Genomic DNA, 24112 nt, shown 5'->3' on the forward strand with positions numbered 1-24112 from the left:
AAGCCATGTCCACCAACCTGAGCACAACGTGGCGCCGCCGCGCCGACCGGCTTATCGCGCTGATCGACGCGGCGTTAAACCGCCAGCTGAACCTCATTCTGCACCATCCCGATTTCCAGGCGCTGGAAGCGGGGTGGCGGGGACTTGCGATGCTCGTGCGCGCGGCCGTGCCCAGCCCTCAGGTCAAGATCAAGCTCCTCAGCACGAGTTGGAGTGAACTCGCCCGTAATATGCAACGGGCATCGGATTTCGACCAAAGCCATCTTTTCGAGCTCATTTACAGTCACGAGTTCGGCATGCCTGGGGGTGAGCCGTTCGGCCTGCTCGTGGGTAACTATCTGCTCTCGCCCGATGAGCCGGCCGATACGATCAGCACACTCAGTGATATCGGCATGGTCGCGGCGTCCGCCTTCTGTCCCTTCATCGCGGGCGCGTCACCCCGTATCATCGGACTAGAGAGCTTCCACGAGCTCAACCGCATCACCGATGTGTCCCGCCTGGCGGACAAGCCGCAATATATGCGCTGGAATGCATTGAGAGCACGCGAGGACTCGCGGTTCATTGGACTGGTAGCGCCACGCGTTCTCATGCGCGCGCCTTACGCGCCTTATGCACGCGACCGCGATGACGGGTTTCCCTTCCACGAAACCGTTTCGCCAGACGGTGACACGCTTCTCTGGGGCAATGGCGCCTTTGCCTTTGCTGCGATCGTTATCCGCAATTTCATCGATACCGGCTGGTTCGCCGAGATCCGCGGTGTCATGCAGGACGGCATCAATGGCGGGCTTATTGGCCCAGACGAACTGTCGTCATACGATTTCGGCACCGAGAGCAATGGCCTTTCAGCGCAGCCGCCCCTGGAAGTGCGGCTGACCAGCACACAGGAACAGCAGTTCTGCGATCTTGGCCTCATTCCCGTCGTCGGCACCTACCTTTCAGCATCAGCCATATTCAACTCCAACCAATCGTTGCATGCGCCGCGGGACTATTCGAACGAAAATGCCCGCCAGAACGCACGCCTCGCAGCCATGCTGCAATATGTGCTGTGCGCGTCACGCTTCTCGCACTACCTCAAAATCATCATGCGTGACGAGATCGGCCAGCTTTCGGATGCGGCGGCCGTCCAGCGCAAGCTTTCGGAATGGCTGGCGGGCTACACACTCGGCAATGATGACGCCGATTTGTCACTGCGCACGCGCTATCCATTACGCTCCGCCGGCATCGATGTCGAGGAAATGCCAGGCAAGCCGGGATCGTTCTCTTGCACCCTCAGACTGCAGCCGCATTTTCAACTCGATGACTTTTCAGCAAGTTTCCATCTCATCGCCAAGACCGGGATCGCACAACAAAGACCTTTTCAACCGGCCTCGACATCCACGGGAGTGCCAGCATGACACCTTTCCAAGAAATAGCACGCCTTTTGGCCGAGGACGCCCTGAGGGAGGCGGTCGAGAGGGCAAAAGGACAAGTGAAGGCCGATCCCACAGATAAAGCGGCGCGGCATCTCTATATCGACCTGCTCATCCTATCTGCTGACTACGAAAAAGCGGATGCCCAATGCGCCCTGGCGGCTACCGTTGCGCCCGACGCTTCGATGGACTTCGCTCATCTTCGCAATCAGCTTCGTGCCATGATTGCCCGGCGGGCGTGGTTTGAGGCAGGTGAGACGCCGACTTTTCCCTCGGGTCCGACCGAGCTCGACCGGGCGGCATTGGCACTCATCATGGCAAACCGCGCCAGTGAGCACAAACTGACCAAGACCGCGTTGATGGTACTTGAGGATGCGCGCGGCGAACGCCCCATGCGCTGGAATGGCAAGCTGTTCCCGGATTTCCGCGATCTCGATGACCGGACGCCACATGCACTCGAAGTGTTAACGCTTGGCGGCGCCTATCTCTGGATCGATTTTTCCCGGATCGCCGAGGTCACGATGGAACCGATCGCTCATCCGCGGGATCTCGCCTTCCGCCGCGCCCGGCTTTCCTTGCTGGATGGCGTCAGTATGCCGGTGTTGCTGCCAGCGATCTATCAGGGGTCCGGCGACAATCCAAAACTCCTTCTGGGCCGTGAAACGAAATGGGTGAAGGAAGCGAGCGGCATTACCACAGGACGCGGCCAGCGTTGCTTCCTCGCCGGAGAGGAACTCGTGTCGCTACACGACACGACCTCGATCGGCAATGCTGCCCTGGATGCGTTGGAAAGGATCCAGGATGGCCAATCCGCTTGATCGATACAAACCGAAAAAGCGCGTTTTCGCACGATCGGTCCTCGACCGGTTGCTTGATGCCAGTCCGGACCTGAAACAGGATCCGCTTGCGAGCCCAATCGATCAGGTGTGCGAGATGCGCGAGACAATCCGCCGCGATCTGGAAACCCTGCTGAACACACGCCGCTGCCCGATAACTCCACCTGCGGAACTGAAGGAACTCGGCAATTCATTGGTCTGCTTCGGCATCGACGGCACTGTCTCGATGAATCTCGTCACGGACGAGGCCAAGCTGATACTGGCGCGCGCCCTCGAGCGGCGCATCGCGCTGTTTGAAACCCGGCTTTCGGATATCCGGGTAACGATCTTGAAAAATGGCGCGACGGGCAGACGCACGCTACGCATCGGGATAGAAGCAACTTTCAGCCCCTATGACGGCTTGCCACCCATCAGCTTCGAAACCGTCATTGATCCCTCCACTCAGCATTTTTCAGTGGAGCGTCCCCATGGCTGAGAGCTTTTTTCACCGATACCATGATGAGCTTGTGGCGATACGGCGCCGAGCGGCACGCTTTGCCGACACTTTTCCGAAAATCGCCGGGCGATTGCGCATGACGGGCGAGGTCGCCGACGACCCGCATGTCGAGCGCCTCATCCAGAGCTTTGCCTATTCGGCCGCACGCATCCGCCAGAAGCTCGACGACGAGTTTCCCGAGCTAACGGACGGATTGCTGGAAACGCTCTACCCGCATTACCTCGCGCCAATTCCCTCCATGAGCATTGTCCACTTCACGCCCGCCAAGACGCTCGCCGGCGTCCAGACGATACCCCGCCATACCGAGATCCTGACGGAGCCGATATCCGGTGAAGCCTGCCGCTTCCGCACGACGCAGGATGTGGAGATTGCACCCATAGAGATTGTTTCGGTAGCCCTTTCCGGCCAGCCGATCGGCGCGCCTCCATCCCCGTTTTCAGGTGCGGCGGGATGTTTGCGGATATCACTCGAGCCACGAGACCGGAGAAATCAGCTCCCGCAAATGGGATTGAAGCGATTGCGCTTCCATCTCGCATCGCAGTGGCGCCAGGCAAGCGCGCTCCATGAACTCTTGGCCAATCACACAATAGGTATCGCGCTCGCCCGCCATGCGGATGATGAGGCGGCAATATTCCTGCCGCGCGAGAGCCTGCGCCCCATTGGATTCGAAGAAGCCCAATCGATGCTTCCCTGTCCGCCGTCCGGCTTTGTCGGCTACCGATTGCTGACCGAGTTCTTTGCACTGCCGCAGAAGTTTCTGTTCATCGACATCGCGGGGCTCGAGCGATGGCGTGACGACAAGCTGGAGATCTTCGTCTATCTCAATGAAACAGACAGAAAGCTGGAACGCTCCGTCAACACGCATGATCTCGTGCTTCACGCTACGCCCGTTGTCAACCTGTTCCAGCAATCCTGCGAGCCGGTCCTGCTTGACGGAACGCGTACCGAATATCGCCTGCTGCCGGATTCACGCAGGCAAAACACCCGTGAAATCTATTCGGTCGAACGTGTTCTGCTGACAGGCCAAAACGGCGAAGAGGCGACTTGTCGTCCTTTCTTCGGCCGTTCCATGCATGGCGATGCGGCAACGGTCTTCTGGCAAATCCAGCGCCGCTTCGACGCGGACGATAAAACATCCGATATCGACATCGCATTTGTCGATATAGCCCATCGACCGGCAAGGCGCCTTGACGCCGTTGCCAGCGTGGACGCGCTTTGCCTCAACAGGGATCTGCCGGAAAAACTCCCCTTCGGCGGCGGCCACCCAAACCTCCAGATCGCCTCCGGACATGATGCTGTCGCGGGCATTGAGCCACTGATCCCGCCGACACCATCGGTGCGAATGGATCACCACGAAGACCGCAACTGGCGGCTTATGTCGCATCTTCTGCTCAACCACCTTTCCCTTTTTGACAATGGAGGCGCGGCGCTGAAGGATATCCTGTCGCTCTATGCCTTCCGCGACGCGCCGGAAACAAAGCAGATCGTGGATGCGATCGTCCACGTGGAGGCGTACACCTCGACAGCTCGGCTTGGCGCAGGGGGCATCGTACCGGGAACCGAAATCCGTCTGGAGTTCGATCCCGCAGCGATCGACCGGGCGTCAGCCTATCTTTTCGGTAGCGTACTTGACCACTTCTTCGGCCTTTATACCTCGGTGAACAGCTTCACCCGGCTGACCGTTGCATTGAAAGGACAGTCGACGCCTGTCGCAATATGGCCCGCCCGCGCTGCCGAGCGCGCCCTTTTGTAGAACGGGAGGAGCACGACGCTGTGAACATGGTGGATAAACAAAGAAGCGGTAATCTCGCCAGTCGGCTCGAAAGCGATCCCGGCCGTTTCGAGCCGACAACGGCGTTCCGCGTGGCGCAGGCCTCATGCTCCAGGCTGGATGTCAGCGCACCTATAGGCATTTCTTCGGCACCGTTGGCGATTGGGCGTTTTCAACGCGACAGGGACAGCAAAGCCAGACTCACAAGCGCGTTACCCAACCTGCTTGGGCCTATGGGCGCGCTTCCCGCCAGCTATAACGAGTTGGCGATGCGGGAGGAGCGCAACCGGGCCCATGGCCTCGTCGCTTTCCTCGATATTTTCGGCGCGCGGCTAACTGAGCTGTTCGTCGACGCCTGCGAAAAATACCGCCTTGCACGCCTGTTGCGCTGGAGACACGAGAGCGCGCGCAACGGCTTTCTCACCGCACTGTTTTCACTCACCGGCTTCGGTACCGCGCGGCTGCGTGAAACGAGCGGCGTTGACGAAGCGCTCATCCTTCGTTTCAGCGGCTTCTTTGCATCGCGCACGCGCAATGCCGCAAGTCTGGCCGCGATGTTGCTCGAATTCACCGGCCTACCGGTGCATATCGAACTGTTTCGAAGCCGTTGGCTAACCGTGCCGCCACAAGAGCAAACCAGCATGGGACGGAATTCTCATAGCCGTCTGGGTGTCGATGCAATGGCAGGCGCCAAAATCCACGATTTCAGCGGAGGCTTTCGTGTTGTCATCGGGCCGCTCGATTATGCCGATTATCTGGCTTTCTCACCCGGAAACCGTGCTGTGAGAGATGTTTTTGCGCTGACGCAACTGTTCGTCGGCTCAAATCTCGATTTCGACATCCAGGTTATCTTGAAGAAGGAGCAGATCCCTTTTTGCAAGCTCGGCACGCCGGACGATGCGGCACGCCTGGGATGGAACTGCTGGGCTCGCACGGCCCCGGCCGCGCACGATAGCAGGGATGCGATCATAAGACAGAGCGCGACGGCATCGCCGGTTGGATCATGAGATAAACATGGCTCTGCGTCTCGAACTCAATCCTGTCAAAGATCCTGAAAACATGGTCAGGCAACGCTGGTATCTGGAACAGGGCCGGCGGACACTCGGCCGATCGGCGGAATGCGACTGGCAAGTCCCCGATCCGCAATGCCTGGTTTCGAAACTGCATTGCCTGATAGAGGCCGATCGCAATGGCTTCGTGCTGCACGACAAGAGCGCCAACGGCTCCCTCGTCGATGGTGTCCTGGTGCGGGAGGGCGATTCCGTCAGGCTTTCCCATGGAACCGTCATAGAATTATCCGGGCTCGCCTTCACGGTTTCCGTTACGGGCGAAATGGATCCGGAATTTACCGATCCAGATGCCGACATTGTCCTCGGTGACGAGCATCTGACGATTTCGTCCATCCTCGCCGATGTGGCGCCCAGCAGCCCGAAATCACACGGGCTTCGCGGGTGCGGTGACGCTTGGCAGGAGCCCGTCTCCGACGCGAACGCAGTTCCCGGCAGCAATGGAAAGCCATCCTTGTCCCGCAATGTGGAAATCGGCTGGCGCGGTCCCCCAGAAACAACGAGGGACGCCGTTCTGCCGGAGGACTGGAATACGCATTCCGACTTCATCAGCAGGTTTGAACATGCGCCGGCGACCAGAGCATCCATCGTCCTCGCCCGCAATCTGAAAACGGACCCGAGTGCACACGAAGCCTATGAGCCGGCGCTGCCTGCCGCAGCCATGCCGCAAGCCCCTCATCCGGACGAACCTCGGCAGGATGCGGCGCCGGCGGCCGGTCCGGCTCCAGCGGCGGATCTCCTGCAGCAACTGGAAGGGCTTACGGAATGTTTTGAGGAGGCATGCCACGATTTCTTCGCAACCTTTGATCTCGAAACGCCTCGGGCTCTTCCCTCATCCGATCTACTGGAACTGCCGCGTGACAAAGCGGTTCCAGCACGCTTGGAGGCAACGCTCTCAATGCTGCTGGCGCTCAGGATCGCCGTTTGCGGCCTAATCGATGAAATGGGCCGCACCATGGAGCCCAGCATTGTGGAGGCACGAGTTGACGCGATGCCGGGAAGGGTCCTGTGGCGTAGCGAGCGCACCTATTGGCAGGCCTTCAAGACGCATTTCGAGAGAGACGGAAAGCGGATGTCGCTGCGCGATGTCATCCGTGAGGCGATGATGCGCTCGCTGAATGACCATACCGCGAACAACATCCGTCAGGAGCGTATCCCTGGCGGCCAAGTAGAGGCAAAGCTGGATAAATGAGACACGAGAACCGGGTTGCCTGGAACGAAGGCATGTTCCTTCGCGTCCAGCATTTCCAACAATCGGACCGCTGGACCGAAAGGCTAGTGCGCATAGCCGCGCGGGAGCTTTCACCCTACCCCTGGGGTATTGCCGAAATCAGTATCGACCGGGGCGCATTGGCCACCGGTCAGTTTGCCCTTTCCAATCTGCGCGGCATTCTGCCCGATGGCACCATCTTCGAGGCGCCGGTCGATGCCGACCTACCGCCGCCGCTCGAACTCGATGAAACGGTCCGCAATGCGATCATCTATCTCGCATTGCCTTCACGCCGGCCCGGAAAAGCCGATATCACGATGAACGGCGGCGCTCGTGTGGAGGGCGCCCGCGTCATTGCCTCCGCCTATGAAGCGCCGGACGCTAATATTGAAACTGATTTCATGGCCGCAATCGATGTGGGTAGGTTGAATTTACGTTTTCTAAAGAGCGGCGACGAACTCGCCGGCTATGAGATGGTTGGATTGGCGCGGGTAATCGAAGTGCGTTCCGACAAGGCCGTGATCCTCGATTCAACCTATATCGCACCCTCCCTCAACTGTGCCGCCGAGCAGCGGCTCAATGAACTCGTCACGGAACTCCTGGGGATTGTGCGCCATCGCGCCGAAGCGATTGCCGAACGTATCGGCGACCCAACTATACGTGGTACGGCAGAGGTGGGCGATTATCTGCTGCTGCAAGTTCTTAATCGCGCGGACCCGGTATTGCGACATATTTCCGCCAACGCGACCCGTTTCCATCCCGTTGACTTCTATGAGACTTGTATTCAACTCGCCGGGGAGCTTTCCACCTTCACGGCCGCTTCAAAGCGAGCCACGGATTTCCCGCCATACCGCCACGATGATCTGAAAGGCACTTTCGAAAGCGTCTTCGATGATTTGCGAACCTCGCTGTCGGCGGTCCTTGAACAGGCTGCCGTTGCAATCGAACTCATCGAGCGTCGTCATGGCGTACGGGTCGGCGTCATCAACGACCGTACTCTGCTCAAGGATGTTGGCTTCGTGCTTGCCGTGCGAGCTGACATGTCAACGGAAGACATAAGGCGCAACCTGCCCGCACAGATCAAAGTCGGCCCGGTGGAACGCATTGCCGAGCTCGTCAACGTGGCGCTGCCGGGCATCCCGGTAAGACCGCTGCCGGTTCTGCCGCGTCAGCTCCCATATCGCTCTGGCACTGTTTATTTCGAACTCGATACGAAGAACCCGCTCTGGAAACAGCTCGATACCTCGGGTGCGATAGCCCTCCACCTCGCCGGCGAATATCCCGGCATTGAAATGGAACTGTGGGCGTTAAGAGAATGAGCAAGAAACCGTCTATTCCCTGGCAGGATCTGCCCACCATTATCGAGCTCACCGAAGAGGGAGCACGCAAGCAGCACGACGCACGCAAATTGGCGGAAATGCTGAACAACGTGCTGGACCGCACGCCAGATGCCGCGCAGCTCGAAGCTGAGAAGAAGAATGCGCCCAATCCTGGCTGGCCGATCGAGAGGCTGGTCCGCGATTTCCATTTCGGCGGCGAGGAAATACCGACCATCGTGGCGTCCGCCGCCCCATTGCTTAACCTCGCCCATGCATTGCGCCAAAGCAATAACCAACCGGACATCGACGAGTTGCGACGTGTCACGATCGAAGAAGTCCGCCGCTATGAGCGAGATCTCGCAAGCGCGCGCATCAGTCCTGACCGGGCGCGCGCGGCGCATTATATCATCTGCGCCACTATCGATGACGTTATCTTGAGCAAGCCTTGGGGGGTGCGGGCGGGCTGGGCACGTTCCGGGCTTGTCCCGACCTTTCATATGGACGTGACGGGCGGAGACAGGTTCTTCGACCTGCTCGACCATTTCCACCAGACACCCGCGGCAAGCAAGGATCTGCTCCTTCTGATCTATCTCAGCATTTCGCTGGCGTTTGAAGGACGCATGCGGGTCTCAGCCCGCGGATCGTTGCAACTTGGCCGAATCCGCGACAGTCTATATAAAACCCTGCTTGGCCAGTACGGGATCTTCGAACGTGAGCTCTCGCCGCATTGGCAGGGCGCCTCGATGCGTTACCAGCCGCTGCGTATGGCGTCTGCGCTGTGGACGTTGCTTTCGGTACTGGTGCTGGTTTTTGCGCTCGGTTATCTCTTCTTCACGCTTTCGCTGAACCGGGCATCCGACACGGTGTTTGAGCGGCTGGCCAGTTTGCCGCCGGGCGAGATGCCGAGCGTGGCCGCCCTGCCCCACCCCGAACCAGATCCGCCGGTGATAAAGCCTGCGCCGCCCGTCAGTGAGCTACCTCCTCCACCGAAGCCTGCACTGCCTAGCCGACTTCAGAACCTGCTTGCCTTCCTTCAGCCGGAAGTGGAGCGTGGTACCGTATCGCTTGCCGACGCGGACGGTCGACTTCTGGTCAGGATCAAGAATGCCGGCCTCTTCGATACAGGCAGCGCAAAAATCAGCCCGCAGTTCACCGATCTGCTCAAGCGCATTGGGGCGGCACTTGCCTCCGAAAATTTCCGTGCCGTCGTCATTGGCTATACCGACGACGTGCCAATCAGGACGGTTCAGTTCCCATCCAACTGGCATCTTTCGGAAGCCCGCGCCAAGGCCGTTGGCGACATTCTTGCCGAATTCACAGGACCGCAGGCGATCCTTACTGAAGGACGTGCGGATTCAAACCCATTGGCCAGCAACGATAGCTCCGCAGGGCGCGAGATAAACCGGCGCACCGAAATCCTGGTGCTGACCGATCCCGCAGAAAGCCTCGGCGCGGCCGGCATCACGCCGCTTGCGAAAGCACGGCCTCTAGCTGGACCGGCGAAGGATACGCCATGACGAACCCGCTCAATATCTATTATTCGATCCGCTCCTATGTGGAATCCTATGTGGGTCTCCTCGGCGCGCGTTTCCTGCCGCTCATCTGGGTGGCGGCGCTGTGCATCGTCATATGGTTCTATGGTTACCTGTTGGGTTATGGTGATTTCAGACCACTCGAAAGCCTGCGGATGCGATTGCTGGTCATCGGGCTGCTCGCCACCGGCTGGGTGATCTACACAGTCGTTTCGCTCGTTCGCGCCCGCCGAACCGACCAGGCGCTTGTCGATGAAATCGCCGGTAATGCAGCCGCCGAGGCCGCAGCCAGCCAGCAGTCAGAAGTTACCGAAATCCACAGTCGCCTGAAGGAAGCATTGGCACTGCTTCGCCGCATCACCCGCAAGCGCTTGGGCTACGTCTACGAATTGCCGTGGTATCTCATCTTCGGCGCTCCGGGGTCTGGCAAGACGACCGCACTCACCAATTCCGGCCTCAAATTTCCGCTCGGCGATGCGTTGGGCACCAATGCCGTGCGGGGTGTTGCTGGCACCCGAAACTGCAACTGGTGGCTCACCGACGAGGCAATCCTCATCGACACGGCCGGCCGTTACACCACACAGGACGATTTGAACGGCGCATCCAAGGCTGGATGGGAAGGCTTTCTTGGGCTTCTGCGGAAGTACCGCCGCGCGCAACCGGTCAACGGCGCTCTCGTCACGGTCTCGATCGGCGATCTGATGACGCGCGACCTTGCCGCGCGGCAGGAGGAAATGCACGCCATCAGGCAGCGGCTTTCGGAACTCGACGAGTATCTTCAGGCCCGTGTGCCCGTCTATCTTGTGCTCACCAAGGCAGATCTTCTCACAGGCTTCGTCGAGTTTTTTGACGGTTTCAGCAAATCGGACAGGGAACAGGTCTGGGGCATGACTTTCAGCCTGGAAGAGAGCCATCAGGCTGCGGCACTTCCCGAACGTTTCCTTGCGGAATTCGCCCTGCTTCAGGAGCGCATACATGCCATGCTTCTCGAACGGCTACAGCAGGAGCCCGATATCGAAGCCAGGGGACGCATGTTTCGCTTTCCCGCCGAGCTCGTATCCCTGAAGGAGAAACTACAAGAGGTTCTGGCGGTACTATGTTCGGGCTCGACGCTGGTCGAAGCACCGCTATTGCGCGGCATTTATCTGGCATCAGCAACCCAAACGGACGAACACGCTCCTGTTAGGACCGGCGTAAGGCGGCCGCAGCACAGCTATTTCCTCTCCAGACTGTTTACACAGGTCATCTTTGGCGAAGCATCACTCGTGGCGCACGACCGACGGCTCTCCCGACATCAGCTCGTTCTCCGCCGCGGCGCTTATGGTCTGGCCGCGGTGGTTCTGGTGACTGTGTTGACAAGCTGGGCGGCAACTTATTTCCAAAATACAAGCGCCATGGCACAAGTCAGGGAACGTATCGATGGCTATGAGGAACTCGTGCAGGGGATCCCGGTGCGCGATGTTTCCGATGCCGATTTCCTGCGCATTCTGCCAGCGCTGGATAATTTGCGCGCCATCAGCGGCGATTTCAGGCGAGCACGGGTATGGCCCCTCAGCTTCGGGCTTGACCAGGAAGGAAAGATTGAAAGCCGGCGCCGCCAAGCCTATCAAAAAGCGCTCAATGCACTGCTCCTGCCTCGAATGCTGGCCCAGCTGCAAAAAAACATCGCCAACAGCAAAGAGGCTGAAGAGACTTTTGATGCTCTCAAGCTCTATGGAATGCTCGGTGGTCTGGGCCCGATCGATCCTCAGTTCGTATCGCTTCAATCAGCGGACATGTTTGCTCGCCTTTATCCTGGTGACGGCCGAAAGGCCGCGCGGGAGGCGCTTACCGCACACGCCAAAGCACTGGCGAACGGGCCACTGGTCCCAATTAACCTCGATGATGGGCTGATCGCCGAAGCTCGGAAAGCTATACGCGATCAGAGTGTGGCCGCCAGAGCCTATCACATCCTGAAAAGTTCCGAGAAGGCGCAGACATCCCAACCCTGGACACCTGCGGATGCCCTGGGCGCCCTTGGTGAGCAAGCATTCGAACGTGCCTCCGGGAAATCGCTTCGGGAAGGCATTTCAGGGTTCTTTACCGCCAGTGGCTATCGTTCCATCGTCCTTTCTCAAATCGTCGACGCGGCACGGGACGCCCTCAACGAAGAATGGGTACGCGGGCAGCCTAATCACGCTGAAATGACGATCGATTCTGTCTCGCAAGCCACGCTGCAGCTTTATTTCGACGATTTCGAACGTCGATGGTCGCAGTTGCTGGCAGATATGCGCGTGCGCACGCCACAATCTCTGACGGATGCCACCGAGACAACACGCATTCTCGCCAGCAATCCGGGCCCTATTGAAGCGGTAGCAAAGGCAATCGTTACGGCAACAGACTTGCGATCCCTCGATACGTCCAGCGCCGAAGGCCACGTGGCGACATCATTATTCGAAGGCGTACTGGCCGCACCTGACCCTTACGACGGATTGCGCAAGGCGCTTCAGACATCCTCGACCAGCGATGAGGGTCAGAAGGGCGATGCTGCGAGATCCCCGGTTGCGGCTTTGCAGGCGGCGATCAACGGCGTCTACGGCCAGCTCTCTCGCGCAGCGACTTCGAGTGCCGAGGTCGCCCAGATATTCGGTGTCGACAGCCAACTCACCAATGCCAATCAAGATCTCATTCAGGAGGCACGGCGCCTGCCTGCGCCTGTCGACGGCTGGATGGCGGGTCTTGCAGCTGATATCGGTTCACTGGCAGTCAAGACCGTACGCAACCGCGTGAACGCTCTTTGGCAATCCGATGCTGCATTATGCTCGAGCCTTGTGACAGGCCGTTATCCATTCGCCCGCTCGTCCTCACAGGATATCGCAATGTCTGATTTCGTCCGCCTGTTCGGACCAAATGGCCTTTTCCATACATTCTTCAGGGAACATCTTGAGGCTTTTGTCGATACCTCGGCATCACCATGGACATGGCGCGGAACATTTGGCACGCCGGGAACCCCCAGCAACGCGCTTGCCCAATTCGAAAATGCCGACAAGATTCGTCTCGCCTTCTTTCAAGCCAGCAGCGAAAATCCCAATATCTCGATTAATATCAAACCGCTATCGCTTTCCGATTCCGCGAGCGCAGTCATGATGGAGGTCGATAGTGAGCGCGTGGTCTATTTCCATGGGCCCATTCAGTCCAAAACGATCGCATGGCCCTCCAACCAGGCGATCAATCTTTCGCGCGTCGCTTTCCTGCCAGGCGGCTGGCAGCAGGCTATAACCGAAACGGGCGATTGGTCAGTCTTTCGACTTTTCGACAAAGCCGGAATCGTGAGCGAGAGCGATAACCTTTTCCGTGCGCGTTTTAAAAGCAGTGGCCAAACCGCGGATTTCGAGGTTCAGTTCGGCTCGGTACCCACGCCGTTTCGCTTGAAGGCGGTTTCAGAGTTCAGCTGCCCTACACAGTTTTAAACAGGTGCAATCGATGGGCTCGCGCCAAACAATGAACTCGACCAAGCCGGGGACCGATCGCATTGGTTTCTTCGGCAAGATACCCACGCACGGCGACTTCGTATCGGGTAGCCTGGGGACGCGGCTGCGCGAGGAGCTGGACAGCTGGATCCAAGACGGGCTGGCATCATGTGAACAGGCCTTTGGCCAGCACTGGCAGGTGTTGTTTCGTTCCTCCGCGCCATGGCGTTTTGTTATCCAGGATCATCTGTGGATACCGGGAACGATTGTCGGCGTGCTGCTGCCGAGCCAAGACCGCGTGGGGCGCTGCTTTCCGCTTATCATCGCCGCCCAGCTTAGCGATTATCAAGGTGATCCACGCCAGCTTTGCCATGACAAGACCTGGTTCATCGCGGCGGAGGCGTTGGCCGAGACCTCGCGCGTCAGCGACTTTGACCTCGCGGAATTGTCGACAGGACTGAAGCGCCTGCGCTTGCCGCATGCGCAAGCACGCTCCGACATCCCATCTGAAGGAACGGACAACGGAAAAAATGCAAGCATAGGGAGTTCCATCTGGTGGATGTTCGACCCAGATACTGGACGGGCACACGGTTTCAAAACGGCCGGCCCGCCGAAGGGGGCCGACTTTCTGAAACTGCTCTCCACCCCTTCGGAACCGTCAGCACAGGCTCCGCCGACGGAAGCGCCCAAACTCGTCGCAGCGCCGTTCCCACCCAACTCCCCCGCTCCACCATTACCAGGCAGATTGGTGGTCGAAAGGAGCTATGCGACGCATCCGGGTACCCGTCTTTTCCTGAATAGCGATGCGTTGCTCATTTCAGACGCGCCGTGTCTCTTCGCCATCGCCGATGGAGTGGGAGACGCTATATCTGCCGCGGAAGCTGCGAAAGTTACGATCAAAACACTGGCCGACTCGGCCCTCCAAGAGACGCTTAGCGCCTTGATTCAGGATGTGAAGCAAAAACTCGGGCGGGCGCAGGGATTGCTGCAGTCCGCCTCCTGGTCAGACCGACACGGTAAAGCACCGATGGTGAGTGTGGCGACGCTTGCCATTCTTGAAGACGCATTCGCCGTGGTGTGGGCAGGCGATGTGCGGTGTTATCTCATTAGAGAGGGCACGATGCGTTGCCTTACGCGCGACCATTTGCAAATCGGTATGCACCGGCAACTTTCGCGCTGCGTGGGTGGCCTGGGTCCCCTGGTGCCGGATGTCATCAACGACACCATGAGGAGCGGCGACCGACTGCTCTTGTGCAGCGGGTCTCTGCCCCGTGTACTCGGCGAGCGTTCGATCGCGAGGACGCTCCTTGATGCGCCTTTTCACGACGCGCCTGCTATGCTTGTGCAGGAAGCTTTGATCGCCAATGTTCGCGACAATATTAGCGCGATCCTACTTCAGGCGCGATTGGAATGACGGCGCTAACAATCAGATGATGATGGATCAAATCGCATCCAAGTTTGCCGAACTCTGGCATGTTCTCACGCATGACGGCGATATTATACGCGACAGTGAAGAAAGCAGGCTGCTTATCGACCGTGTGCGGGCCGCTCTTGATCGCGGGGATGCAAGTCTCGCTACCTGGCCTTTGCCTGAATTGATCGCGGGCACCTTTCGGATCGAAGAACTGGCGCATGAAACGTCGCGCGTACAAGTATATAGGGTGCGCCATCGCGATCTGGGGACGGACTATGCGCTCAAAACATTGCACCCAGGGGAGAAGACGGATCATGCAATATTTGCCGATCTCCTGTGGAGGGAGGCGCGTATACACCTGTCGGTCCGCCATGAAAATGTCGTCACGTCATACGGGGCATTGCGACTACCAGATGGCCGACCGGGGCTTTTATTTGAATGGATGGGAGGGGGAAGTCTTTTACAAAGCTTTAGCAGAAAGGAGCGACTTTCAATCCGCGGCGTTCGTGCAATCATGAGGGCGCTTCTTTCCGGTGTGCAGGCAATTCATGCAGCAGGGCTCGTACACGCCGATATTACGCCAGCTAATCTGCTCTTTTCCGGAGATGGTCTCGCGAGCCTGAAAATCGCTGATTTCAGCATTGCGCGGAAACGCGGAAGCAATAGCGATCTCCTCGAAGGCGCGGTCCGGACGCGCTCATCCCTCGCCTCCCCGGAATGTGCCGCCGGCAACTCGCCGGATGAGCGATCCGACCTTTATGCGTGTGGCCGAATATTGCTATTGCTTCTGCAACATTGCGAAGAGAATGGCGCTATAGCGGCGAATCTGGCGGCGCTTGCGCGGCAGCTTGCCCATGACAATCCCGATTGTCGCCCGCAGAGTGCAAGGGAAGCATTCACCTTGCTGCAGATGATCAAGGCATAATCTCTTCCGTGCTGCGTTGTTTTTTGGTTTGTGAGAGGCACTTGAGAAACATCTTGTACAATTCGCGACGGCAACACCGCGCAACCGCCCTTCCGCAAAAGGCGCTAATGTTGCCCTTTAGTCCTCACGTGAGGTTGAAATAGCCGTTGGCCACCCACATGCGTTCGAGGCCGCAGGTTACGACCCGTTTTCCAGCGGGTGAGGTGCATAAAGAGGTAAGCTTATGCAGGTCTCGTTCCTCTGGTAGTGGGGACGTAAATGCACGTAATTGTCGAGCGTGCAATTGTTCTTTTTTCATAAATCATTTTTTCAAGCAATAATTCAACAAGTCATTATGAAGAAGCGTTTATGCAATCAATTGCACCCAATCCTCAATTATTAATCGTCAATCCTCTCGTTTCAGCTTCATACCTGTCGGAACAGATGAAGAGCGCCGGCTGTCCGTGCACCGCGCTCTATACGGGCATGGCGTCCCAAGTTCCGGAATATTGCCGACCGGATCCGACGCTGTTCGACAAGCAGATCCATGTTGAAACCGACGACATTTTCGATGTGCTGGAAGTCTTCCAGCCACAAGACTATTCCTACGTGCTGAACGGCTCCGAGGAATCCACATCTCTCACAGATTACATCACGCGCCTCTATTTCAAGGCCTGGTCAAATGATCCAAGGACTTCGAGGCGCCGCGTTGACAAATACGAGATGCAGGTTGCCCTTGCTGAGGCGGGGTTGCCAAGCATAAGGCAGGTCAAGGTTCATTCGTCGTGGACAGATCGCGATTTTCAGGAGCGCCTCGATAACTTCTGTTTTCCGGCATTCTGTAAGCCCGCGCTCGGATACGGAAGCCTCGGCGCCTTTGCCGCATCATCTATTGCTGACATCAGGCACGGAATGGATGCGCACCGGCAGGACCGGGAAATGGAATATGTCATACAGGAACTAGTAAGCGGCAAGGAATACATTATTGATACTTTCTCGGCCGAAGGCACCCATCACATCTGTTCAATTCAAAAAAACCAGAAAGAACTCATACATAACAGACCTCTATACAGAATAACTGAAGTTGAGAAGGACCCTGAGATAACCCTAAAGTGCGAGGATTATGCAATAAAGCTCCTCAACGCGCTCGATCTCAGGAATGGACCCGCTCATATCGAGATTTTCCTGCAAGAAGACGGCTCCATAAAGCTTATTGAGATCAACAACAGGATCAGCGGTGGACGCGGGGTCGTAAATAAGCTCGCGACGCTGAGCGGGCTGACAAGCCAGGATGCGGCTCTAAGGCAATTGCTGAAATTCGGCAGAGTGCTTCCGGCTCCCTGTGATGCCGCTACCGGCCTGACCAGAGGCCTCGTCCTTTACAAGCTCAACGGCGGAATTGTTTACGATCCAACCCCCAAGCTTGACATGTTCAAGACAGTGCGTGAGACCATCATGCTCAAGCCGGCTGGCGAGGAGCTGCCCGCGTGCCAGCAACCGAGCCTCCTCGATGCGGTCTGCATCATCCTGCTGCACGACCAGGACGAAGGACTGGTGGAATCTGAGACGCAGGCAATTTTTGCTGGCGAACGCATGGGCTTGCTCCCGTGAGAGTACGGTTTGTCCTCACGTATGATTTTGCGCTCAATGTTTACTCTTCCCTAATGTGCAAATGGCCCGAATGACCAAATCCAATATTTCCGTCGACAAGACTGGGCTGGGAGCGTTGCAGTACGGCGCAGCCATTCTTTGCCTGTCAGCCATGGATGCAAGCGCGAAATTGCTCACCTCATCCTATCCGGTTGGTGAGGTGCTGATTTTCCGTTCGCTCTTCGGATTTCTCCCGCTGATTTTCTCATGGCGCTCTTCCATTCCGTTGGCAAACACCCCGCCAACCATCTGGCTCTTGCAGCTGCTGCGGGGGGCACTTGTAATAGGGTGCATGCTGACATTTCTTATTGCTGTGAAGCATATTTCGCTGGTGAGCGTGACCGCCATTTCGCTGGCGGCGCCCCTCTTCATGACAATATTCGCCGCCGTGCTCCTGCGCGAAACTGTGGGGCTCGTCAGGTGGGGAGCAATCACAGCCGGTTTCGTTGGAATCTGCCTCGTAATGCGTGATGGAGGACTTTCCTGGTCGGCCTATAGTGGCGTTGCCCTGCTCTCAGCCATATTTTATGCGCTGATTGCCATATTAACCAAACACCTGTCCCGGACAGTGCCCGCCACTATCACAACGGCATGCAGTAACGTGATGCTGCTTATATTCTGCATAGTCCTATTTTCGGACAGATGGCTCACCCCATCGGCGCACGATCTAGGCATCTTGGCGATAATGGGAATTGCAGGCGGCCTGAGCAGCTATCTTCTGGCCGCCGGAACGGCCCACGCCGATGTCTCAGTGATAGCGCCTATCGAGTACACAATATTGGTGTGGGCGACCGCCTTTGGTTACGCCTTCTTCAATGAGGTGCCGGCGCTCTCCACCCTTCCAGGAATTCTCATCATCGCGATTAGCGGGATCGTGAATATCCGGCAACAGCGTTAGGGTCCGCGCCTATTTTAGTATTGATTGAAATGGCATCTGAAACGGCGGCGGCCCGTTTTGCGATATTCCTTGCTGGCGCACCGTTCAGTGCGCTTCAGCCCCGCCGTCAACGGCAAAATCGAAAACAAGAACGCCGTTGTCTTGCGCGAGAAACGGACCAACGAATTCCTTGAACCCCTGATGGGCGGTATCGACAAACTTGGGATCGGTAACGATCGGCGTACCGACATAGTAGTTGCGATCTCCTTCTGAACGGAAGGTGACTACGAAAGCCTCTTCAAAGCCGCGGTCTACACCTTCGCCGCTTGTCTGACGGCCAGTTTCAATCGATACGATATAGGGCTGGCCACCCCGTCTAGCCTCCTCGGCGAGGGCGACGAAGCGCTGCCTGATCTCCGCGCGCTGGGCTTCGGTTGTACCGTCCTTATAGCGGAAGAGCACTATATGGCGAACCATTCCGGGCTTGAAATCAGGGCTCGTGAAGCTCTCTGGCCCCATTCTCGCCAGTTCGGACTTCAAGGTCTCGGCAACGGTCATGTTAACATTGGGAGCAGCTTGTGCCGCCGCCAAGGCGGCGAAACTTGCGACGAAGACCGCGGTGGAGGCTTTTCGCATGATTTAGATTCCTTCGTAAAAAATGGCCAAACAACGTTGGCTCGGTTATGCAAAAAAGGTCAGCGAAGCTTTCGCGAGAACATGACCGATGAAGAAGTGTGACATGCGACTAACCGCATGCCACCCGGCGCAACAATAGGTTCCATACCCATCGATAAAAACTTGGCCAAGTCATTTTGCCGGTGCGGGTGCTGCCGGCATTGGAGGACTTTTCTGCAGAACTGTCAGAAGCTTTGCTGCATTTACAATGGGAGCGTTGCTCGCATAGAGGATGTCATCATCCTGCATCTGAAACGCCTGCATATATGTGAAATTGGCGACCTCGCGCAGATTGATATGGTAGATGATCGGTCTGACGCCCGCGGTTCCTGTCTGGCTGCGGAATAAGTATATGTTGCGAGCATCAGCACGGTCGTCCAACAGCCCACCAATGCGGCCGAGTGCCTTGGCAAGTGTGAGCTTGCCTTCATCAAATTTGAATTCACCGGTGCTTTTGAACGCTCCCAACGCAGTAAAGCTCGCGGTATCGCCTTCAACAAAAATCTGATCCCCCGGCGATAACCCTACATTCTGGCGGTTGTCAGTAATTATACGAGCAAGGGATACAATTCCGCGCTGCGAGCCGCGGACAAGCGTCACCATTGTCGAACCTGGGGCGGAGGTTGAACCGCCTGCGAGAGCAAGCGCATCGAGCATGCGCTCCTGACCGCTCTTCAATGGAAAACGACCCGCTGAGCGTACATCTCCGTCAACAGAGATGGTGCTGGAGGGCTTTTCCACCACGGTGACGACGGCTTGCGGGTTGACCGCCGAACCGCGCAGATCTTTGACGATCTGTTTCTGCAACGCCTCTGGCGAGGAACCCGCCACATGCTGCCGACCGACGAAGGGCAGCGTTACAAATCCATCCTGATCGATGGAGAAACGGCCCAGATTGAGTGTTTTCGTCTCAGTCGGAGACAGCAGCCCCTCCTCGCCTGTATCCAGGATCGTGACCTCAATTACATCCCCCTTCTGCAGGCCTTTATTCGCATTGCTCGAAGAAAAGCCACTCAGGCCATCACGAAGCGATGCAGAGCCCACTGAATTTGGCGCGGGGGAAATCGCAGTCGCCAATTCGACGATCGGTATCCTTTCATGTGAACCGGGTAGCGTTGCATTTCGGATATTGCCGGCACTCGGACCAGACGCTGGACTGGCACATGCACTCAGAAAGGCAATCGCTCCAATGCACACCAACCTCGATATTGCCCTTCCGGCCTGTTCCATGGCGGTATCGGACAATGCGGCCGGTTTTATCGGGAAGCAACAACGGGCGGTACCCGTCCGAACTGACTTCACGACACCACCCCATATGCGAGGATCCCGGCAAGCATGATGACTACCATCAAAATCGCACCGGAAAATGCAATGTTCTTGGCAATTTCCACTAAGCACCTGCCTTTCGATCGACCATGGCGGCAAATTGGGACCAGGTTATAATTACGTGCTGCACTGACAGGCGAGTCCCGAAGCCGGCGCGCGAAACAGCTCCGCGCTTCCGCCACATGGCAAACTATAGCTATCAGATATCACTCAGCAGGTTTCCCATGATAAGGACGAAGAACGCCATTGACATCAGCCAGTAGCTGTCGACGTCCAACGCACCAACCGATATGCCGAAGACCGGCAGCAATGATAAAAAGGCTAAAATAAAAGCTGTGATGACAATAGGTTTCGTTGTTACACTCCGACGCATTAAATTTCCTCTGCTGTTCCCCCATTCCGCTTTGGGATGGGAAAGCGCCTCTCCCAGCCTCATGGGCTCCCGCCTTGGTGAGGAGGCGGGAGCCCGGATGATCTGACATCCCCGTGTATAGCGGGGGGATGGGATGCCGGACCATTTCGTACGCTTCCATTGCTTCTGCCGCGAACAGAAATAACGGAACCGTTTCATTTGGCGGAATTGGAAGATCCATTCTCATATTACGGCCGAACCGCATCTCCATCTCCACCACCGCCAGGGGCGACAAAGTCGCAAGATGGAGAAGCGCTCCACACCAGAGAACAGAGAAATCCTCCTTATGATCAAATGAAGCAACTTACTTCTTGTGCCACGTATTCTTCTGTTCCAATGTTTGCTTTGCCATACCGGGCGCCCTGCGATTTTTTTGTGCGCAGCCGTTCGTCTGCCCACTTTTGCCGTAGCATCTTCCGGCGGCGAGACAAGAGATGAAATCTCAGTCAAGCATCCCGCCAGTGCTTGCAAAAAGGTTGCGTATTGTGCACCCACAATGTTCGACAACCCGTTTTCAGCGGTAATGACAAGCGGCCCTCGATTTATGCAACACTGATTTTCAGGCTTTTCCCAGTCAGTAACATCCGCATAATCGAACACCAATCACAATAGACACATAAGTTTAAGACAGACCCCCGAAATATTATGTCGATGTAAGTAGCAAAACGTTACTATTTAACTGTTGCAGTTATTGATAAAATATCATTATCTACATAATATCAATAATAATCTCAGAGGAGCTTACAATGTCGAAAGATAAGAGCACAAACGAGATAATTGAACTCACGGCAGGAATCATCACCGCTTACATCAGCAACAATTCGGTTCCCGCAGGAGAACTGCCGGGCTTGATTGCTGAAATCCGCGCATCGTTGTCAGGCCGGCTTCCTGGATCGGCGAATGAAGTTGAGCCTTCGGAAAAGCCGGCACCGGCGGTTCCCGTCAAGAAATCGATCACGCCCGACTTCATCATCTGTCTCGAAGACGGCAAGAAATTCAAGTCGCTCAAACGTCATCTAATGGCCCATTATGGCCTCAAACCCGAAGATTATCGTGCGAAGTGGGATCTTCCCACCGATTATCCGATGGTTGCGCCGAACTACGCTGCAGCACGTTCCGTATTAGCAAAGGAAATGGGATTTGGGCGCAAGGCCAAGGCTGCCGAGCGGACAAGGCACAAAAAAGCCGCCTGATAGTTTGGTCGTTTCATTATTTGGAAAAGCCATTCATCTGTCGCCGCTCAGCGGCGACAGCCCACGGTAGCAGATCAGTGAATGTGTCGTTCTCCCCGCCGATAGGTTTGCCTCGTTCAACGGTTGATCTGAACTCTTCGAGTGGGATCAGTTTTGGTTGCCTTGCCAGCCGGGCCGGCTGATTTCATCGGCAGGCGGCGCGGCCGGCAGAAGGCCCTTGTCGCGCTGGCGCGGCGGCTGGCCGTGATCATGCACCGTATCTAGAGCGACGGCACGCGGTTCCGCTGGGCGCGACAAGACGTCATGCCGGCGGCCGCCTGATCGAGCGCTCGACCATTGCAGCCCGCCAACTTACTCATGGCCCGTCCAGGGCCGGTCGGACTGTTTCCTACGGCCGTCCTCGTGACCCGGATTCGGAAACTTGTGCAAGTTGCACACCTTTTCCCTCCACCAGATCTGGCAATCCCGCCGATACCAATGCTGGAACGCCACATCGCCTTCTATGGCAACACGCCACGGCAGGCGGCGGCCGATGGCGGCTTTGCTATGCGCGACAACTTGGCCACGGCGAAGGCATGGGGCGTCCACGACATGGCCTTCCACAAAAAGGCCGGCCTGCGGATCAAGGACATGGTCAAAGGCAACTGGGTCTATCGCAAGCTAACTGAACAAGGAGAAAGTCGCTACTGCCTCGCGCAGACCTTCAATCCTCATCGCCTGGGCCGCTTCTGCGATCGCAGCCACCCTGTCAATCAAGGCATCAACACTTAATCTGGTCTCACCGCCATCATAGGCTGGAACACGATTTACACCGGCCGCGTCGTGAATGCTCCGCGCAACGCTGGGCGACCGTTCCCGAGCATCTGCTTTCCAGCCCGTCCCCGCTATCATAGGAGAACGGGAAACTTACGGCAGCTACCTCTTGGAAGACAAACCCGTTATTGACGAACGTGACCTTCGCAACATCTCATTCGACCTTTGGTCTCCTTGCCGTATACTTGTGTATTTTATGATTCAGGAGCCAATATGTTCCTGCTCTGCAGACTCCGATTTGTGGAGCCGCACTCGATTTCGACCCGTTTGCTTGGCAAGATAAAGCGCCGCATCAGCCTGACGCTGAAGCTGGTCCGGCGAAATGACCCTGTCAGCAGCCTGAACAGCAACTCCAATGCTCAGCGTCACGCGGCGCGATACGCGAGATGCAGGATTCGGAAGAGCGGCAGCTTCAACGCTTTTACGAATTTGCTCAGCCACGGCGATGGCCCCTTGTTCATTTACCCCTGGAAGGAGCACAAGAAACTCTTCACCGCCATAGCGGGCCACATGATCACGATCGCACCTCACATTTTTCTGGATGATACTGGCGACCTCCATCTGACAACGATCACCTTCGGCATGACCTAGATGGTCATTCAGCTTCTTGAAATCATCGATGTCACACATTAGCATAGCGGCGCCACCAGAGCATTTTTTGCCACCACCCCATAGGTGATCGAGCGTTTCCGTTATCCGGCGCCGATTGGCAACACCGGTAAGCGGATCGGTACTTGCAAGAAATTTCAGCCGATCGTTGGCTTCCGCCAGTTCGGCAACTCTGCGCCTGTCGCGCAGCTCAAATAGGAAATTCTTCTGAGCCAGAATTGTCATAATGCGCCGCGCGGCGACGGTTGCGAAGATACCACTGGCGAAAAAAAGCGTCGCAGCCACGGCGCTGCCAATTTCGAGATCGGGGTGCGGCAGCTGAAAACCCAGATAGAGCCCGAGTGCCAATGCGGCAATGGTAACCGTCCAGGCCAGCGGAACGCCAAAGATCATGATGGCTGTGATAGCCACGAACAGCATAATGTTTAAGTGTCGTTCATAGAACTCACCACCAGCGCTTACACCAACCAATACAACTGACAACAAGATGAGGAAGATGCCTGCGATCAGTGACGCCCCTTGGAACCAGGCCGCTTGCGGTTTTCGCCAGGCCAGGACGACGGCTGCAGCGACGGGCGGTATAATGACGCCGGGTATCAGCATGGACAGCGCGATCGGTCTTCGTAGCATCAATAGATTAAGCGCTATTCACCTGGACCAAAGTAAGCTTCATTTTGTTCTACTTCTGTCACAAGAGCAGGAGTTTGATCGATGGTTGGCAGGCAGGCGGACGTCGTGGTTCTGAGCGACGCGGATAGAAATTTCCTTGAATCTCAGGTGCGCCGGCATGAAGCGCCACGCTCCTTGTCGGATCGATGCCGAATGGTCTTGCTGTGCGCGCAGGGTTTGCAAAGCAAAGACGTTGCCGAACGCCTGGGTGTTCACGAGCACACTGTTGGCAAGTGGCGCCGCCGGTTCGTACAGGATGGTATTGAACGGCTGACAGATGAATATCGTGCCGGTCGACCGCGAACTGTCTCCAATGCCCAGGTGCCCAGGTCGTCGAGCGTACGTTGAACGCCACTCCCAAGGACGCCACGCACTGGTCCATCCGTTCGATGGCGGCCGACAGCGGCCTTTCGCATACCGCCATCCGTCGGATCTGGACCGCATTTGGCCTGCAGCCGCATCGTGCCGAGACATTCAAGCT

Annotated in this window: 17 protein-coding genes and 3 pseudogenes; 16 read left to right on the top strand and 4 right to left on the bottom strand. The window is 57.0% G+C overall.

Features of this window, described 5'->3' with window-relative positions:
* Positions 1-5 precede the first annotated feature (5 nt).
* The 13 genes from tssC to ATN84_RS08670 all read left to right on the top strand — a co-directional run bounded on the left by tssC (position 6) and on the right by ATN84_RS08670 (position 17955).
* Complete coding sequence (gene tssC / locus ATN84_RS08610) at positions 6-1394, top strand: type VI secretion system contractile sheath large subunit (RefSeq protein WP_068881271.1); 1389 nt, start codon at positions 6-8, stop codon at positions 1392-1394.
* Positions 1391-2227, top strand: a complete 837-nt coding sequence (locus ATN84_RS08615) for a type VI secretion system accessory protein TagJ (protein WP_068881272.1) — start codon at positions 1391-1393, stop codon at positions 2225-2227. The genes tssC and ATN84_RS08615 overlap by 4 nt, the downstream gene beginning before the upstream one ends.
* Entirely contained in the window at positions 2211-2720 is a 510-nt protein-coding gene (gene tssE, locus ATN84_RS08620; protein WP_068881273.1) for a type VI secretion system baseplate subunit TssE, read from the top strand. The genes ATN84_RS08615 and tssE overlap by 17 nt, the downstream gene beginning before the upstream one ends.
* Positions 2713-4494 (top strand): type VI secretion system baseplate subunit TssF, encoded by a 1782-nt coding sequence (tssF, locus tag ATN84_RS08625; protein ID WP_068881274.1) that lies wholly within the window; start codon positions 2713-2715, stop codon positions 4492-4494. The genes tssE and tssF overlap by 8 nt, the downstream gene beginning before the upstream one ends.
* Positions 4495-4520: 26 nt before the next feature.
* Positions 4521-5519: a type VI secretion system baseplate subunit TssG gene (gene tssG, locus ATN84_RS08630; protein ID WP_068881275.1), complete on the top strand. Its 999-nt coding sequence runs from the start codon at positions 4521-4523 to the stop codon at positions 5517-5519.
* A 7-nt stretch (positions 5520-5526) separates the two neighbouring features.
* A complete protein-coding gene (locus ATN84_RS08635; RefSeq protein ID WP_068881276.1) occupies positions 5527-6771 on the top strand; it encodes an FHA domain-containing protein in 1245 nt (414 codons plus the stop codon).
* Positions 6768-8108, top strand: a complete 1341-nt coding sequence (gene tssK / locus ATN84_RS08640; protein ID WP_068881277.1) for a type VI secretion system baseplate subunit TssK — start codon at positions 6768-6770, stop codon at positions 8106-8108. Before ATN84_RS08635 ends, tssK begins: the two co-directional genes overlap by 4 nt.
* On the top strand, positions 8105-9625 hold the full coding sequence (gene tssL, locus ATN84_RS08645; protein ID WP_068881278.1) for a type VI secretion system protein TssL, long form: 1521 nt from the start codon (positions 8105-8107) through the stop codon (positions 9623-9625). Before tssK ends, tssL begins: the two co-directional genes overlap by 4 nt.
* Positions 9622-13089, top strand: a complete 3468-nt coding sequence (gene tssM / locus ATN84_RS08650; RefSeq protein ID WP_068881279.1) for a type VI secretion system membrane subunit TssM — start codon at positions 9622-9624, stop codon at positions 13087-13089. The genes tssL and tssM overlap by 4 nt, the downstream gene beginning before the upstream one ends.
* A gap of 31 nt (positions 13090-13120) precedes the next feature.
* Complete coding sequence (gene tagF / locus ATN84_RS08655) at positions 13121-14503, top strand: type VI secretion system-associated protein TagF (RefSeq protein ID WP_244491034.1); 1383 nt, start codon at positions 13121-13123, stop codon at positions 14501-14503.
* A 16-nt stretch (positions 14504-14519) separates the two neighbouring features.
* A complete protein-coding gene (locus ATN84_RS08660; protein ID WP_068881281.1) occupies positions 14520-15428 on the top strand; it encodes a serine/threonine-protein kinase in 909 nt (302 codons plus the stop codon).
* Between the two features lie 348 nt (positions 15429-15776).
* Positions 15777-17018 carry an ATP-grasp domain-containing protein gene (locus tag ATN84_RS08665; protein ID WP_082766183.1) on the top strand — a complete coding sequence of 414 codons (1242 nt, stop codon included), beginning with the start codon at positions 15777-15779 and terminating at the stop codon, positions 17016-17018.
* Positions 17019-17088: 70 nt separating this feature from the next.
* Positions 17089-17955 carry a DMT family transporter gene (locus ATN84_RS08670; protein ID WP_068881283.1) on the top strand — a complete coding sequence of 289 codons (867 nt, stop codon included), beginning with the start codon at positions 17089-17091 and terminating at the stop codon, positions 17953-17955.
* Between the two features lie 84 nt (positions 17956-18039).
* On the opposite strand, the gene ATN84_RS08675 is transcribed toward ATN84_RS08670, so the two are convergent.
* The 3 genes from ATN84_RS08675 to ATN84_RS26775 all read right to left on the bottom strand — a co-directional run bounded on the left by ATN84_RS08675 (position 18040) and on the right by ATN84_RS26775 (position 20371).
* A complete protein-coding gene (locus ATN84_RS08675; RefSeq protein ID WP_068881284.1) occupies positions 18040-18570 on the bottom strand; it encodes a Dabb family protein in 531 nt (176 codons plus the stop codon).
* Between the two features lie 171 nt (positions 18571-18741).
* Positions 18742-19818, bottom strand: coding sequence for a polysaccharide biosynthesis/export family protein (locus ATN84_RS08680; RefSeq protein WP_068881288.1), 1077 nt, complete (start codon positions 19816-19818; stop codon positions 18742-18744).
* 316 nt (positions 19819-20134) lie between these two features.
* On the bottom strand, positions 20135-20371 hold the full coding sequence (locus ATN84_RS26775) for a hypothetical protein (RefSeq protein WP_153020163.1): 237 nt from the start codon (positions 20369-20371) through the stop codon (positions 20135-20137).
* A 722-nt stretch (positions 20372-21093) separates the two neighbouring features.
* Between ATN84_RS26775 and ATN84_RS08685 the strand changes: the two genes are divergently transcribed.
* A complete protein-coding gene (locus ATN84_RS08685; RefSeq protein WP_068881285.1) occupies positions 21094-21540 on the top strand; it encodes a Ros/MucR family transcriptional regulator in 447 nt (148 codons plus the stop codon).
* Between the two features lie 471 nt (positions 21541-22011).
* Positions 22012-22203 (top strand): annotated as a pseudogene (locus tag ATN84_RS25895) (ISNCY family transposase); the annotation flags it as partial.
* Positions 22204-22554: 351 nt separating this feature from the next.
* Here the strand turns inward: ATN84_RS25895 and ATN84_RS08695 are convergent.
* Positions 22555-23610: pseudogene (locus tag ATN84_RS08695) on the bottom strand (GGDEF domain-containing protein); the annotation flags it as partial.
* A 63-nt stretch (positions 23611-23673) separates the two neighbouring features.
* Here ATN84_RS08695 and ATN84_RS25900 point away from each other — a divergent pair.
* Positions 23674-24112 (top strand): annotated as a pseudogene (locus ATN84_RS25900) (helix-turn-helix domain-containing protein); the annotation flags it as partial.

This window comes from Paramesorhizobium deserti (genome assembly GCF_001558695.1).
In the GTDB taxonomy this organism is placed as follows: Bacteria; Pseudomonadota; Alphaproteobacteria; order Rhizobiales; family Rhizobiaceae; genus Paramesorhizobium; species Paramesorhizobium deserti.